General features: G+C 62.8%; 13 protein-coding genes. 10 read left to right on the top strand and 3 right to left on the bottom strand.

All coding sequences use genetic code 11. The features are described from left to right. The first annotated feature begins 40 nt into the window (after positions 1-40). From phnL to phnE (MESAU_RS08540), 7 genes are all read left to right on the top strand, one after another. Positions 41-748 carry a phosphonate C-P lyase system protein PhnL gene (gene phnL / locus MESAU_RS08575; RefSeq protein WP_015315653.1) on the top strand — a complete coding sequence of 236 codons (708 nt, stop codon included), beginning with the start codon at positions 41-43 and terminating at the stop codon, positions 746-748. Then, complete coding sequence (locus tag MESAU_RS08570) at positions 745-1,359, top strand: DapH/DapD/GlmU-related protein (RefSeq protein ID WP_015315652.1); 615 nt, start codon at positions 745-747, stop codon at positions 1,357-1,359. Before phnL ends, MESAU_RS08570 begins: the two co-directional genes overlap by 4 nt. 443 nt (positions 1,360-1,802) lie before the next feature. Continuing rightward, the gene (locus tag MESAU_RS08560) at positions 1,803-2,513 is read left to right on the top strand and encodes a DUF1868 domain-containing protein (protein ID WP_015315651.1); all 711 of its coding nucleotides are present in this window, start codon (positions 1,803-1,805) and stop codon (positions 2,511-2,513) included. A 130-nt stretch (positions 2,514-2,643) separates the two neighbouring features. Then, positions 2,644-3,501, top strand: coding sequence for a phosphonate ABC transporter ATP-binding protein (phnC, locus tag MESAU_RS08555; protein WP_015315650.1), 858 nt, complete (start codon positions 2,644-2,646; stop codon positions 3,499-3,501). 111 nt (positions 3,502-3,612) lie between these two features. Next, positions 3,613-4,521, top strand: coding sequence for a phosphonate ABC transporter substrate-binding protein (gene phnD / locus MESAU_RS08550; RefSeq protein ID WP_015315649.1), 909 nt, complete (start codon positions 3,613-3,615; stop codon positions 4,519-4,521). Positions 4,522-4,580: 59 nt separating this feature from the next. Further along, positions 4,581-5,537, top strand: a complete 957-nt coding sequence (phnE, locus tag MESAU_RS08545; protein ID WP_015315648.1) for a phosphonate ABC transporter, permease protein PhnE — start codon at positions 4,581-4,583, stop codon at positions 5,535-5,537. Positions 5,538-5,540: 3 nt separating this feature from the next. After that, entirely contained in the window at positions 5,541-6,908 is a 1,368-nt protein-coding gene (gene phnE, locus MESAU_RS08540; RefSeq protein ID WP_015315647.1) for a phosphonate ABC transporter, permease protein PhnE, read from the top strand. Positions 6,909-7,202: 294 nt separating this feature from the next. Here the strand turns inward: phnE (MESAU_RS08540) and MESAU_RS08535 are convergent, their stop codons facing one another. From MESAU_RS08535 to MESAU_RS08525, 3 genes are all read right to left on the bottom strand, one after another. Further along, a complete protein-coding gene (locus MESAU_RS08535; protein WP_015315646.1) occupies positions 7,203-8,054 on the bottom strand; it encodes a sugar phosphate isomerase/epimerase family protein in 852 nt (283 codons plus the stop codon). Positions 8,055-8,267: 213 nt separating this feature from the next. After that, a complete protein-coding gene (locus MESAU_RS08530) occupies positions 8,268-9,455 on the bottom strand; it encodes a Gfo/Idh/MocA family protein (RefSeq protein WP_015315645.1) in 1,188 nt (395 codons plus the stop codon). Between the two features lie 53 nt (positions 9,456-9,508). Beyond that, on the bottom strand, positions 9,509-10,564 hold the full coding sequence (locus MESAU_RS08525) for a sugar phosphate isomerase/epimerase family protein (protein WP_015315644.1): 1,056 nt from the start codon (positions 10,562-10,564) through the stop codon (positions 9,509-9,511). Positions 10,565-10,964: 400 nt separating this feature from the next. Here MESAU_RS08525 and MESAU_RS08520 point away from each other — a divergent pair, with 400 nt between their 5' ends. The 3 genes from MESAU_RS08520 to MESAU_RS08510 are packed head-to-tail and all read left to right on the top strand — an operon-like array spanning position 10,965 to position 13,804. Then, the gene (locus MESAU_RS08520) at positions 10,965-11,852 is read left to right on the top strand and encodes a sugar phosphate isomerase/epimerase family protein (RefSeq protein ID WP_015315643.1); all 888 of its coding nucleotides are present in this window, start codon (positions 10,965-10,967) and stop codon (positions 11,850-11,852) included. A 60-nt stretch (positions 11,853-11,912) separates the two neighbouring features. Further along, positions 11,913-13,082: a mandelate racemase/muconate lactonizing enzyme family protein gene (locus MESAU_RS08515; RefSeq protein WP_015315642.1), complete on the top strand. Its 1,170-nt coding sequence runs from the start codon at positions 11,913-11,915 to the stop codon at positions 13,080-13,082. A gap of 2 nt (positions 13,083-13,084) precedes the next feature. Then, entirely contained in the window at positions 13,085-13,804 is a 720-nt protein-coding gene (locus MESAU_RS08510) for a FadR/GntR family transcriptional regulator (protein WP_015315641.1), read from the top strand. Positions 13,805-13,808: the final 4 nt, after the last annotated feature.

Below are 13,808 nucleotides of genomic sequence, written 5' to 3'. Positions count from 1 at the left end.
CGCGTGTCCCGCCGACGATTGACGATTGGAGAACCTTCTGATGCCGACCCCACTCGTTGTTTCCGACGTTGCCAAAAGCTTCACCATGCATCTGCGCGACGGCATCAAACTCCCTGTCGTCGCGGGTGTCTCGTTCTCGATCAAGGCGGGCGAATGCACCGTGCTCGGTGGTCCGTCCGGCGCCGGCAAGAGTTCGATCCTGAAGATGCTCTACGGCAACTACGCCGTCGACGAAGGCCAGATCATCGTCAGGCACGAGGACGGACTGATCGACCTCGCCCATGCCAGCCCGCGCACCGTGCTTGCCGTACGCCGGCAAACGATCGGCTATGTCAGCCAGTTCCTGCGCACCGTGCCGCGCGTCTCGGCTCTCGACGTCGTCGCTGAGCCACTGGTTGAACGCGGTGAGGAGCGCGAGGCAGCCCGAGCCAAGGCACGCGCGTTGCTGGCCCAGCTCAACCTGCCGGAAAAACTCTGGATGCTGCCACCGGCAACCTTCTCGGGCGGCGAGCAGCAGCGTGTCAACATCGCGCGAGGCTTCATCACCGAGCACCCCATCCTGCTGCTCGACGAGCCGACCGCATCGCTCGACGCGACGAACCGCGACGTGGTGATCGAACTCATCGCCGCCAAGAAGGCGGCGGGCGTCGCCCTGCTCGGCATCTTCCACGATCACGATGTGCGCGAGGCGGTGGCCGACCGCATCATCGACGTTACCGCCTTCGCTCCGGGAAAAATCGCCGCATGACCAGGAAGCTATCGGAGACGCCGCTGATCCACCCGACGGCGGAGGTCCACAACTCGACACTCGGCCGCTGGACCGAGATCGCCGACCGCAGCCGGGTTTCGGAAAGCGAGCTCGGCGACTATTCCTACATGATGCAGGACTGCGCGATCTGGTGCGCGACGATCGGCAAGTTTGCCAACATCGCCGCCAGCGTGCGCCTCAATGCGACCAACCACCCGACCTGGCGGCCGACGCTGCACCACTTCACCTACCGCGCCTCCGACTATTGGGACGATGCCGAGCATGAGAGCGAATTCTTCGCCGAGCGCCGCGCCAAGCGCGTCACCATCGGCCACGACACCTGGCTCGGCCACGGCTCGACCGTCCTGCCCGGCGTCACCGTCGGTGATGGTGCGGCGGTCGGCGCCGGCGCCGTCGTGTCCAGGGATGTCGCGCCTTACACCATCGTCGCCGGCGTGCCGGCAAAGCCGATCCGCGAACGCTTCGACCGCCGCACCGCTGAGCGCTATCAGGCGCTGGCCTGGTGGGACTGGGACCATGCGAGGCTGCGTGCCACGCTCGACGATTTCCGGAAACTGTCGGCCGAGGCGTTTCTGGAGAAATACGGCTGACGCGACCGATATTCACGGCCGTTGGCGCTTCAACAAATTGCCATTGAAAGATAGCGCGTGTAACAACATGAATAATTAAAAAAAAGGCTTAATTTCCTAGCAATAAATGCCGAATAGCCATAGCCTATGGGTAATGGTCAGCGATCTTTGCTAGTGGTTCTCTGCATCGGAATTGCGCTGGCGGCGCTTGGGCTTTTGGTCGTGGTGCGCAGTATTTACCGGTGGAGAGAAGCTGGTCCCGGTGCGGTGATCGTAGCGGCGCTCTTTGGGTTGGCTCTATTAGCAGCTGGGCTCGTAATCCTCTTCGTATTGTTTGTCGCTAGTAACATGGGCTGCTTCAACTGCTAGCAGATTGGGCGATTCCTCCGTCAGGGGATCGATTCGGCCTTCACACCCTTGACACAGGACTCGGACAGGACGCGATCTCCTTCAAGGAGATCGCCATGCTCGACACCGTCAGACCCTCGCTCGCCGGATTCTTTGCCGGCTCCAATCCGCCCCCGCCAACGCATCTCGGCACCCGCTACGACGCGTCGGGCAACTTTCTCCTCGAGCCCGGCAACACGGTGGTCAGCCACCTCGTCAGCGGCTCGCCGTCGGAGGCGGTGGTGTTGGCCGTCCGCGAGAAGATGCTGGCAATGCCTGATGCCGACCGTCTCGCCTTCACGCCGGTCTCCAGCCTGCACATGACCTTGTTCCAGGGCATAATCGAATATCGCCGTCGCCTGCCCTTCTGGCCGCGGGACGTGCCGCTCGACACCAGCATCGACGCCATGACCCGCCTCTATCTGGAGCGCCTGAAGGAGTTCCAGGGCTTCGGCCCTTTCAACATCAAGGTTGTCGAGATCCTGCCGACCGGCCTCACCGTTGCCGGCGCGACCGACGAGGATGCGCGCATCATGCGTGCATGGCGCGATGCGCTCGCGGTGCCGTTTGGCTACCGGCATCCCGATCACGACACCTACGTCTTCCACATCACCTTCGCCTATCAGATCCAGCGCTTTGATGATGATAGGGCCGCCGCGTGGCAGGCGCTGTTTGACGGTTGCCTGGCGCTTTTCGCGCGCCAGGCGCCGGTGATCGAGATCAAGGCTCCCGCCTTCTGCGCGTTCCGCGACATGAAGCATTTCGAGGAATTGCTGCTGCTCGGCTGATCGCCCGCAAGGCGCCAGTCGCCGCGCCTGTGGAGCGTAACAAAACTGACATCATCGCGACACGGCAGGTTCATGTGGTTGCGTTAGGCGAGTGCCTGACGATCAATATGGACCGGACTGGAACCAGCCCATGTCAGCAAACTCTGCCACGCTCGAAATCCGCGGCGTCAGCCGACGATTTGGCAAGAACACCGCAGTCAGCGACGTGAACATCTCGATCCCGCAAGGGCAGATGGTCGGCGTCATCGGTCGTTCGGGCGCCGGCAAATCCACTCTTCTTCGCATGATCAACCGTCTTGTCGACCCCAGCCAGGGGTCGATTTTTTTTGACGGCGCCGAGGTCTCCCGGCTGCGCGGCTCGCCGCTGCGGCGCTGGCAGCGCGACTGCGCCATGATCTTCCAGCAGTTCAACCTGGTGCCGCGCCTCGATGTGCTGACCAACGTGCTGCTCGGCAAATTGAACCACCGTTCGACCCTGTCCAATCTTCTGGGCATGTTTTCGCGCGCCGAGTGCGCGGAGGCGGTCGCCGCGCTCGAGCGGCTCGACATCGCCCGCACCGCACTTCAGCCCGCCGGCACGCTGTCGGGCGGCCAGCAGCAGCGCGTCGCCATCGCCCGCGCCATGATGCAGCAGCCCAGGGTGATCCTCGCCGACGAGCCGATCGCCTCGCTCGACCCGCTCAACGCCAAGGTGGTGATGGATTCTCTGCAGGACATCAATCTGCGCGAAGGCATCACCGTTGTCACCAATCTGCATACGCTCGATACCGCCCGCACCTATTGCAACCGCATCATCGGCATGGCCGCCGGCAAGGTCGTCTTCGACGGGCCGCCCGAAGAGCTCGACCGCCAAGCCGTGCGTCTTGTCTATGGCGCCGACAGCAATGGCGGCGAGATATCGGAGGTCATCACCTCCACCAGTGTTGCCTTCAAGCAGAAGATCGCCGCATCCGCCGGACCGCTCGAGCCCGCATTCCCGGGATACTGAGCCCAGTAAGGGCCAATAGCGAGCAGCCTGGATCGTCCGCCCGCGTCAAGGGCACTTGTCAAGATCAAGAACGCTGCCGGCGCGGGGCCGGAACTTACAGGAGAGATATCAATGTTCAGGAAGATGGTTTTCGGTGCCGTTTCGGTGCTCGCCATGGCCACCAGCATGGCCCACGCCGCCGACATGAAGGAATTTCGCGTCGGCATTCTCGGCGGTGAAAACGAAACCGACCGGCTGCGCAACTACCAGTGCCTGGCCGATCACCTGAAGGCCGAATTCGGCTTCGAGAAGGTTTCGCTGTTCCCGGCCGCCGACTATGACGGCGTCATCCAGGGCCTGCTCGGCGGCACGCTCGACTTCGCCGAACTCGGCGCTTCCGGCTACGCCAGCGTCTATCTCAAGGATCCGAAGGCGGTTACCCCGATCCTCACCACCAAGCAGACGGACGGCTCCACCGGCTACTATTCGATCGGCCTGGCGCTGAAGACGTCGGGGATCACGGACATCAAGTCAGCCAAGGGCAAGAAGCTCGGCTATGCCGATCCGGATTCGACCTCCGGCTATCTGATCCCGCTGACCCAGATTCCGAAGACCACCGGCGCCTCGAACGAGACCTACTTCGCGTCGACCCAGTTCAATGGCGGCCACGAAAACAACGTTCTGGCCGTGCGTGACGGTAAGGTAGATGTCGCGGTCGACGATTCCTCGGGCATCGGCGACTTCAAGAACGGCTACACCTCCGGCACCTTCCACAAGGAAGTCGCCAAGGGCGCCGTCGACCCCAACGACTTCGTCGAAGTCTGGCGCTCGGGCCTGATCCCGAATGGCCCGCTGGTCGTTCGCACCGCGATCGGCGACGACATGACCGCCAAGCTGGCCGCCTTCTTCACCGACCTGCCCAAGAAGGACAAGGCTTGCTTCGAAGGCGTCGAAGGCGGCGATTTCACCGGCTACGTTCCGGTGAAGCCGGACTTCTACAGCGTCATCGTCGAAGCCCGTAAGGCAGCCATCGGCGGCTAACGGCGAAATTGCAAAAGGGCGGTACCTCATCAAGTACCGCCCTTTTTGCATCTCCGATCATGACCCTTTCCGTGACAGCCCCCTCCGGCGCCACCCACGAGATGGCCGATGCCTGGCGACGCCAGACGTCGCTGCGCAGGTTGTATACCGTGCTCGGCGTCGGCCTGCTGCTTGCTGCGATGCTTTCCAGCATGTGGTTCGCCGACGAAGCCAACGCCGGGCACTTCTTCGACCGGCTGCCGCATATTCTGGATTTCCTGAGCTGGCTGGTCCCCAAGGACTGGAACGACGTCTGGCGGGCGCTGTTCGACATTGCCTCGCCGCATGATACCGGCACCCAGGAATTCAACTTCCCGCTCGGCCGCGTCTACGTCTGGGACGGTTTCTACATCCCCGAATATGTCGAGCTGATGCTGACCACCGTGAACGTGGCGCTGGTCTCGACCTTCATCGGCTTTGTCTTCGCCGTGCCCTTTTCCTTCATCGCGGCGCGCAACCTGACGCCTCATCCGGCACTGAGGCTGGTGGTCAAGCGCTTCATGGAATTGCTGCGTGCCTTTCCGGAGATCGTCATCGCCGGGCTGTTCGCGGCCATCGTCTCGACCGGTCCGATCGCCGCCATCATCGCCATCGGCCTGCATTCCATCGGCGCACTCGGCAAGCTGTTCTACGAGATCAACGAGAACATCGACATGCGAGCCGAGGAAGGCCTGCGCGCAGTCGGCGCCAACTGGTTCGAGCGGGTTCGCTTTGCCGGCCTGCCGCAGGTGTTGCCCAACTTCATGTCGTACACGCTGCTGCGCGTGGAGATCAACGTCCGCGTCTCGACCATCATCGGCGCCGTTGGCGGCGGCGGCATCGGCGAAGAGCTGAAGCTCTCGATCTCGCGCGGCTTCGGCGCCAAGACGCTGGCGCTGGTGCTGCTGCTGTTCACAACCATCTTCATCATCGACCAGTTTTCCGCCTGGCTTCGTCGCAAGCTGGTCGGCGAACAAGCCTTTATGATGGGGGCGTAAATCATGGCGACCATGACCGCCGAGGAGATTCTGTCGATCGAGGCGCGCCACCCGCAGGTGTTCCGGCGCCCGGCATACAAGCGCTTTGGTCCGCTGCTCCTGTTCGTCGGGACTCTCCTGTATCTGATCTATGCCTTGTGGTTCTTCAGCCTGCCGCAGGTGCTGCGGGAATCGCACTGGGAGCGCCTGCCGCTCTTCCTGACACAATGGATCAGCTACGATCTGCAGCCGGAATTCCGTCTCGACCAGCCGGAGATCACGCCCAAATACCCGCGCTTTTCCGCGCTGGGCGACAACCCGAATCCCGACTGGGTGGTCAGGAATCCGGACGGCACCTTCACCGTGCTGATCGACGGGCCGGCAAAATCCGTCACCTTCGACAAGACGCAGGCGACGATCGTCGCCAACGGCCAGACCGTGCCTGTTTCGCTGACCAGCGGCAAGCCGGTGGTCACGGGTGCCGTACCGGACTGGATCACCGCCCATGACGACGAGGTGGTGGCCAAGATGGGCTTCGTCGGCGAGGTGCGCGTCACTGTCGACCGCGTCAAGGTGCGCAAGCGCTTCCTCGGCTGGGCGAACTTCATTTTCGACACGCGCTCGCCCTTCTTCGGCAAATCAGCGCGGGAAGTGATCTCGCTGATCGTCTCGGGACCAGAGCTGAAACCAGGTACCACCAACCTTGCTCTTGCCGGCGACAACGTCTGGAACAACGCCCAGTGGCAGCACGGCGACGTCTGGACGAAGCTGCTGCAGACCATTGTCATGGCCTTCCTCGGCACGCTGCTCGGCGGCATCGTCGCCTTCCCCCTTGCCTTCTTCGCGGCGCGCAACATCACGCCGAGCGGCGTGCTCAGCCAGGTGCTCAAGCGCTTCTTCGACTTCATGCGCTCGGTCGACATGCTGATCTGGGCGCTGTTCTTCACCCGCGCCTTCGGCCCCGGCCCGCTGGCGGGAAGTGCAGCGATTTTCTTCACCGAGATCGGCACCCTCGGCAAAGTCTATTCGGAAGGCCTGGAGAACATCGACGACAAGCCGCGCGAAGGCGTGCTCTCGACCGGCGCCAACGGCATCCTGGTGCAGCGCTACGGCGTGATGCCCGAAGTGATCCCGGTCTTCATCAGTCAGACGCTCTACCAGTGGGAATCCAACACCCGCGGCGCCACCATCATCGGCGCCGTCGGCGCCGGCGGCATCGGCCTGAAACTGTGGGAAGCGATGCGCACCAATTCCAACTGGGCCAACGTCTTCTACATGGTGCTGCTGATCCTGCTCGTCGTCTTCATTTTCGACAACATATCCAACTTCCTGCGCCGCCGGCTGAGCCGGACGATCCACGATTACAACAGGATCCAGGCCAGGCAGGGTTAGTGTTGTGACGCAGAAGCGCAAGCATCGTCTCGCCCGGCGCCGAGGGGTCGACCCCCACTCCGTCGAGCTTCGCTCGACACCTCTCCCCCGGTCGACGGGGTAGAGGAAAGGCACCAGACTGTCCGATCCGCGCTTGTCCCCGAAGGCCGAGGCTTCTCTTCGTGTCCCGGCGCCACCAAGCCCCTTCCTCTCCCTCCGGAGGGGGAGAGGTGGCTCGGCGAAGCCGAGACGGAGTGGGGGAACCACCTGGCAAGCGACGCGAACACAAATAGAAAATGGACCAGACGTAGGCGCCTAAGCCGCCTTCCTCCACCCGTCCCTGATATGCCTGTACCCATCGCGATAGACGGCTTCCGGCGTCTCGGAAAAATCCCTCCACACCTTGGTCGCCGCCGCCAGATCCTTCAGCGAGCGACCGAACGCTTCGATCGTCAGCCAGTCGTCATAGCCGCTCTTGCGAATGGCGGAAAAAGTTTCCTTCCACGGAATGTTGCCACGCCCCGGCACGCCGCGATCGTTCTCCGATATATGGATATGCACGACATTGCCCCGGTGCTTCGTATAGGCGCCGATCGGGTCGGCTTCCTCGATATTGGCGTGGAACGTGTCGTACATTGCCCTGATGTGCGGCCGGTCGATGGCATCGATATGCTCCGACAGGTCGGCCATGGTGTTGAGGAGGTAGCATTCGAAGCGGTTCAGCGCCTCGAGCCCGACGGTGACGTTGCGCTTTCCGGCATGGTCGCCGATGGCACGCTGCGAGGCGATCGAGCGCTTCTTTTCGGCGGCGATCGGTCCGGATCCGGAAAATGCGCCGAGCGTCGAATGCAACGGTCCGCTCAGCGTGCGGGCGCCAAGCGCATCGGCGCAATCGATCGCCCATCTCATGTAGTCGACACCGGCCTTGCGTGTTGCAGCATCGGCCGAAATCAGGTTCATCGCCGGATCGCCCATGGCTGACACAGCGGTCCGCTCCAGCCCGATACGGTCGAGCAATTCGCCCAGTTTCCTGTAGTCGTCCGGCGTGCCGGCGAAGATCGGGATTTCGACACCATCGAAGCCGGTTGCCTTGATGTCTCGAAGCAGCGGCTCGTGCTTCTTCGATACCGCCGTCGTCCACAAGAACATGCACATGCCGATCTTCATCGACGCCCTCCTCTTTTTGGCGGCCGGCTGATTGCACCGCCGGTTTTCGCCACCCCCCTCATCCGGCCGCTTCGCGGCCACCTTCACCCCGAGAGGGAGAAGAGATATGCGCCAACGCCTCCTCTCCCCCTCGGGGAGAGGTCGGATTGCCCCGAATTGCCTTCGCAATTCGATTGGCTATCCGGGTGAGGGGCCCTCGTTACTCGGCGCCTCTTACAGCTTGGTCCAGGCCCCGTTCTTCTTCGACGACTTCACGCAGGCCTCGATGAAGGCCATGCCCTCGACGCCGTCCTGGATGGTCGGGAAGACGACATCCTTTGCTGGCTTGCCACCCTTCTTGCGTGCCGCGCGGATGGCCCGTGCGGCCTCCTGGTAGATGTTGGCGAAGCCTTCGAGGTAACCCTCGGGATGGCCTGACGGAACGCGGCTGACGCGGCCCGCCACCGGCAGCGCACCGGCGCCGTTGCGGGTGATCAGCTGTTTCGGCTGGCCGAAGGGCGTGTACCAGAGATAGTTAGGATCGGCCTGCACCCATTCCAACCCGCCCTTCGAACCGTAGATGCGCAGCTTCAGGCCGTTCTCATGACCGGGCGCCACCTGGCTCGCCCAGATCATGCCCTTGGCCGGATGCGTTTTCCCCGTCGGCTTGAAACGCAGCATGACGTTGACATTGTCGTCGAGCAGCCTGCCCGGCACGAAGGCGTCGAGATCGGCCGACAGGGAGTCGAGTTCGAGCCCGGAGACGAAGCGGGCGAGATTGTAGGCATGGGTGCCGATATCGCCGAGCGCGCCGCCGGCACCCGCCTGCTTGGGGTCTGAACGCCAAGCCGCCTGCTTCTGGCCGGTGGCGGCGAGGTCCTCGGTCAGCCAGTCCTGCGGATATTCCGACTGCACGATGCGGATGTCGCCGAGCACGCCCTTGGCGACCATTTCGCGCGCCTGCCGCACCATCGGATAAGCGGTGTAGTTGTGGGTGAGCACGAACACCTTGCCGGTCTTTTCGACGATCGCCGCAAGCCTTTTCGCCTCGGCCAGGGTCGTTGCCAGCGGCTTGTCGCAGATCACGTGGATGCCTGCTTCCAGGAAGGCCTTGGCCGCCGGCACATGCACGTTGTTGGGAGTGACTATGGCCACCGCCTCGATGCCATCCGAGCGCTTCGCCTCGGCCTTGGCCATTTCGGCGTAGGACGCATAGCTGCGCGAGGGATCGAGCCCGAGTTCGGCGGCCGAGGCTTTCGCACGCGCCGGATCGGCCGACAGGGCGCCGGCGACCAGCACGAAATCATTGTCCATGCGCGCAGCGATCCGGTGCACCGCGCCGATGAATGCGCCCTGCCCGCCGCCGACCATGCCGTAGCGGATCGGGCCGCCTCCCGTTTCCGACTTCGATGCACCAACCATGTTTTTCTCCCTCGTGTGAGATACCCCTCCCCCGAGGGAGAGGGAAAGCCGTGTCAAATTCCCATCATGGCGCGCAGCAGCTTCTTGTCCGTGGTGCCGGCGGCGAAATCGTCGAATGCCTTCTCCGTCACCCGGATGATGTGGTGCTGGATGAAGGGCGCCCCTTCGGCCGCACCATCCTCCGGATGCTTTAGGCAGCATTCCCACTCCAGCACCGCCCACGAATCGTAATTGTACTGGGTCAACTTGGAGAAGATGCCGCCGAAATCCACTTGCCCGTCGCCGAGCGAACGGAAGCGGCCGGCGCGGTTCGTCCAGCTCTGGTAACCGGAGTACACGCCCTGCCGTCCAGTCGGATTGAACTCGGCGTCCTTGACGTGGAAAGCCTTGATCCGCTCGTGATAGATGTCGATGAATTCGAGATAATCGAGTTGCTGCAGCAGGAAATGCGAAGGGTCGTAGTTGATGTTGCAGCGCTTGTGGCCGCCGACCGCGTCGAGGAACATCTCGAAGGTCGCCCCGTCGAACACGTCCTCCGAAGGATGGATTTCGTAGCCGACATCGACACCATTGTCTTCATAGGCGTCGAGGATCGGCTTCCAGCGTTTGCCGAGTTCGCCGAAGGCCTCCTCGATCAGTCCGGCGGGGCGCTGCGGAAAGGGATAGAGGTAAGGGAAAGCCAGCGAGCCGGTGAACGACACCGAGACATTCAGCCCGAGATTGCGCGATGCCTTGGCACCGAACTTCATCTGTTCGACAGCCCATTCTTGTCTCGCCTTCGGGTTGTTGTGCACCGACGGCGGCGCGAACCCATCCATCTGCGCGTCATAGGCCGGATGCACCGCCACCAATTGCCCCTGCAGATGGGTCGACAGTTCGGTGATCTCGACCCCGGCGTCAGTGCAGATGCCCTTCACCTCATCGCAATAGGCCTTGGAAGACGCCGCCTTCTTGAGGTCGAACAGGCGCGCGTCCCAGGTCGGGATCTGCACGCCCTTGTAGCCGAGGCCGGCGGCCCATTTGGTGATCGACGTCAGCGAATTGAACGGTGCGGCATCACCCGCGAACTGCGCCAGAAACAGTCCAGGGCCCTTCATTGTCGTCGGCATCGGCATCCTCCTCGTTTGTCACGACCAAGCATAGCGCCTGATGAAAGCAGGGCCAGTCACTTTGGTCTTTATCGCGTCGGACGCTCTGCCGACACCGCCATTCTGGTATGACCAAATAAGGCAATCTGGTCAAGCCTTGGAATGCGCCGAAAAGGCACTCCGAAAGCCCAAAATAACGGCACATATTGCAATGTAATCAACAAACTAATTCACCCTGAAAGTTGCGTCGCCACAGTTGTTGCCGTCTCAAGGAATTTGCTGTAGACCTCATTTCAGACCCAATTGGTCTAACCAGTTTGCAGTAAAAGGCTGGGGATGCCTTGGGGAGGAACCCTTGCATCGTCTTCCGGCGATGCATGTCGCAGGCAAACCATACGGACGAATCTGGGAAGGACAGACCATGCATCTTTCGACGCACAACTGGATGCGCGCGGAACCGCTTGAGACGACGCTGAAGCGCATCAAGAAATTCGGCTATGAGTCGATCGAGATTTCCGGCGAGCCCGCGCAGTACAAGACCAAGGAGACACGGGCGCTGCTGAAGGAGCATGGCATCCGCTGCTGGGGCGCGGTGACCTTGATGCTGGGTGAACGCAACCTCGCCGCCAGGGACCAGGGCCAGCGCGAGCGCTCCGTGCAATACGTCAAGGACGTGCTGACGATGGTCGGCGAACTCGATGGCGAGATCATCACGCTGGTTCCGGCAACCGTCGGCAAGGTGGTCCCGGACGGTACCGAGGAAGAGGAATGGAAGTGGGTGGTCGACGCGACCCGCGAATGTTTCACCCACGCTAAGAAGGTCGGGGTCAAGATCGCCGTCGAACCGCTCAACCGCTTCGAAACCTATCTGTTCAACCGCGGCGCCCAGGCGCTGGCGCTGGCTGACGCGGTCAGCCCCGAATGCGGCGTCTGCCTCGACGCCTACCACATCCACATGGAGGAATTTAACGTGCATGACGCTATCCGCCAGGTCGGAAAGCGCCTGTTCGACTTCCATGTCGCCGACAACAACCGCTTTGCCGCCGGCCTCGGCCAGATCGACTGGCCAAGGATCGTCGCCACCTTGAAGGAAGTCGGCTACGACGGCGCACTGACCAACGAGTTCGTCGCCCCGGTCGACCGCACGCCGGCAGCACCCTATCCCGACATGGTCGAGCGCCATCCGGTCGATATCTCGCCCGAGCAGCTGAAGTTCATCCAGGACCATGGCTCCAGCGTGCTGACCGAGAAATTCTACACCGACCAGATGCGCATCACCGCCGAAACACTGCTGCCGCTGATCAAATAGTCGACTGCCGCTGGGAAATTTGTCCTTCCGCCCCGACCGGCGGCAGGGCTGGGGAAAAATATGCGCATCAAGACAGTCCAGGCCTGGTGGGTCCGCGTGCCGATCGAAGCCGCGAAGCAGCATCGCAGCGACTTCGGCCAGGTGACGACCTTCGACGCCGCCATCCTGCGCGTCGAAACCGATGACGGGCTGGTCGGCTGGGGCGAAGGCAAGAACGCGGCCGGCAGTGCCGGCAGCTACGGCGCACTCGTTCACATGCTGAATCACGAGGTCGGGCCGCAGTTGATCGGCCGCGATCCGGCCGACATCGGAGTCATCTGGGAGATGCTCTACAACGGCGTGCGCCATGAGAGCGCCGCCCGCGCCGGCCACGCCATGCCACAACTGGCGCGGCGTGGCATGAGCGTCGCCGCCATCAGCGCGGTCGATATCGCGCTCTGGGACATCCTGGGCAAGTCGCTGGGCCAGCCGGTCTGGCGGCTCCTCGGCGGCCGCAAGGTCGATCGCATGCAGGCCTATGCCTCGGGCGGCTGGGCCTCCGCCGATTCCATCGGCGAGCAATTGAAATCCTATATCGCCAAAGGCGGCTTCAAGGCGTTGAAGATGCGGGTCGGCGCCATGGACGGCGCGGCACATGTTTCCGCCGCCCGCGTGCGCGCCGCGCGCCAGGCCCTCGGCCCCGACATCGAGCTGATGGTCGACGCCCATGGCACCTATACGGTAGCGGAAGCCAAACGCTTCATCCATCTCGTCAACGACCTCGATCTCGCCTGGTTCGAGGAGCCTGTTATCGCCGACGATAAGCTAGGCATGGCCGAAGTGCGCGCCTCCGGCGCCGTTCCGATCGCCACCGGCGAAAGCGAGGCGACACGCTATGCCTTCCGCGATCTCGCCGTTCTCAAGGCCGCCGACATCTTCCAGCCCGATCCTGCCTTCTGTGGCGGTATCAGCGAGGCGATGAAGATCGGCACCATCGCCAGCGCCTTCAATTTGCGCTTTGCGCCGCATCTGTGGGCCGGCGCGCCCTGCTTCTTCGCCGGGCTGCATGTCTGCGCCGCGTCGCCTTCGAGTTTCACCGTCGAGTATTCGCTCGGCGCCAACCCGATGATCCACGATCTGGTCGAAGAGACTGTCGAAGCCCAGGACGGTATGATAGCGATCCCGGAAAAGCCCGGACTGGGATTCACCGTTTCGGAGCGATTCCTGGAGGCGCACGCGCAACGCAATTGACGATGAAAGAAAAGAACCTTCTCGCGGAACTCGCCGCCTATCTGTTCTCCCACTCGGACAAGGAGAGCGGCCGCACGCCGTCGGAACGCGAGCTGGCCGAGCATTTCGGCGTCAGCCGTGGCCAGATCCGCGAAGCGCTCGCCATCCTCGAGGCCATGCGCATCGTCGAGCGCCGCGCCAAGTCCGGCATCTACATCGACACCAAGCAGGCCAGCGTCGAGGCGCTGGCGCTGTTCGCACGTGCCGGCCTGCCGCTCGATCCCTTGCAGATCTATGAAACGGTCGAGTTGCGTAAGATCCATGAGATCAAGGCCGCCGAGCTTGCCTGCTCGCGCGCCACCGAGGAGAATTTCGAGCGCCTGCGCGAAATCCTCAAAGCCTCGGAAGACCGCATCGCAGCTGGCGAAGGTCTGGCCAAGGAAGACCGCGAGTTTCACCTCGAGATCGTGCGCGCCACCAAGAACAGCGTCTTCCACAACATCTGCAGCGTCTACTATCTGATGGGCGAGCAGCGCCTGCCGATCTATTTCAACGATCCTGAACGCAGCGTGCGCTCGCATGCCGAGCACGTGCAGATCTACGAGGCGCTGCTGCGCCGCGACGGCAATCTCGCCCAGGCGCTCATGAGCGCCCATCTGCAGGGCGCGGAAAGCTACTGGAAGGGCCTGATCGAGGGCGGCATGGCGGCTTCGCCCGCGGGCGCGGCACTCGAAAAGGCCTGACCGT

The organism is Mesorhizobium australicum WSM2073, assembly GCF_000230995.2.
In the GTDB taxonomy this organism is placed as follows: domain Bacteria; phylum Pseudomonadota; class Alphaproteobacteria; order Rhizobiales; family Rhizobiaceae; genus Mesorhizobium; species Mesorhizobium australicum.
This window is presented reverse-complemented; position numbering and strand designations above follow the sequence as displayed.

Coding starts and splice junctions, on each gene's coding strand:
- phnL (WP_015315653.1), top strand. CDS start 41: ATGCCGACCCCACTCGTTGTTTCCGACGTTGCCAAAAGCTTCACCATG.
- MESAU_RS08570 (WP_015315652.1), top strand. CDS start 745: ATGACCAGGAAGCTATCGGAGACGCCGCTGATCCACCCGACGGCGGAG.
- MESAU_RS08560 (WP_015315651.1), top strand. CDS start 1,803: ATGCTCGACACCGTCAGACCCTCGCTCGCCGGATTCTTTGCCGGCTCC.
- phnC (WP_015315650.1), top strand. CDS start 2,644: ATGTCAGCAAACTCTGCCACGCTCGAAATCCGCGGCGTCAGCCGACGA.
- phnD (WP_015315649.1), top strand. CDS start 3,613: ATGTTCAGGAAGATGGTTTTCGGTGCCGTTTCGGTGCTCGCCATGGCC.
- phnE (WP_015315648.1), top strand. CDS start 4,581: ATGACCCTTTCCGTGACAGCCCCCTCCGGCGCCACCCACGAGATGGCC.
- phnE (WP_015315647.1), top strand. CDS start 5,541: ATGGCGACCATGACCGCCGAGGAGATTCTGTCGATCGAGGCGCGCCAC.
- MESAU_RS08535 (WP_015315646.1), bottom strand. CDS start 8,054: ATGAAGATCGGCATGTGCATGTTCTTGTGGACGACGGCGGTATCGAAG.
- MESAU_RS08530 (WP_015315645.1), bottom strand. CDS start 9,455: ATGGTTGGTGCATCGAAGTCGGAAACGGGAGGCGGCCCGATCCGCTAC.
- MESAU_RS08525 (WP_015315644.1), bottom strand. CDS start 10,564: ATGCCGACGACAATGAAGGGCCCTGGACTGTTTCTGGCGCAGTTCGCG.
- MESAU_RS08520 (WP_015315643.1), top strand. CDS start 10,965: ATGCATCTTTCGACGCACAACTGGATGCGCGCGGAACCGCTTGAGACG.
- MESAU_RS08515 (WP_015315642.1), top strand. CDS start 11,913: ATGCGCATCAAGACAGTCCAGGCCTGGTGGGTCCGCGTGCCGATCGAA.
- MESAU_RS08510 (WP_015315641.1), top strand. CDS start 13,085: ATGAAAGAAAAGAACCTTCTCGCGGAACTCGCCGCCTATCTGTTCTCC.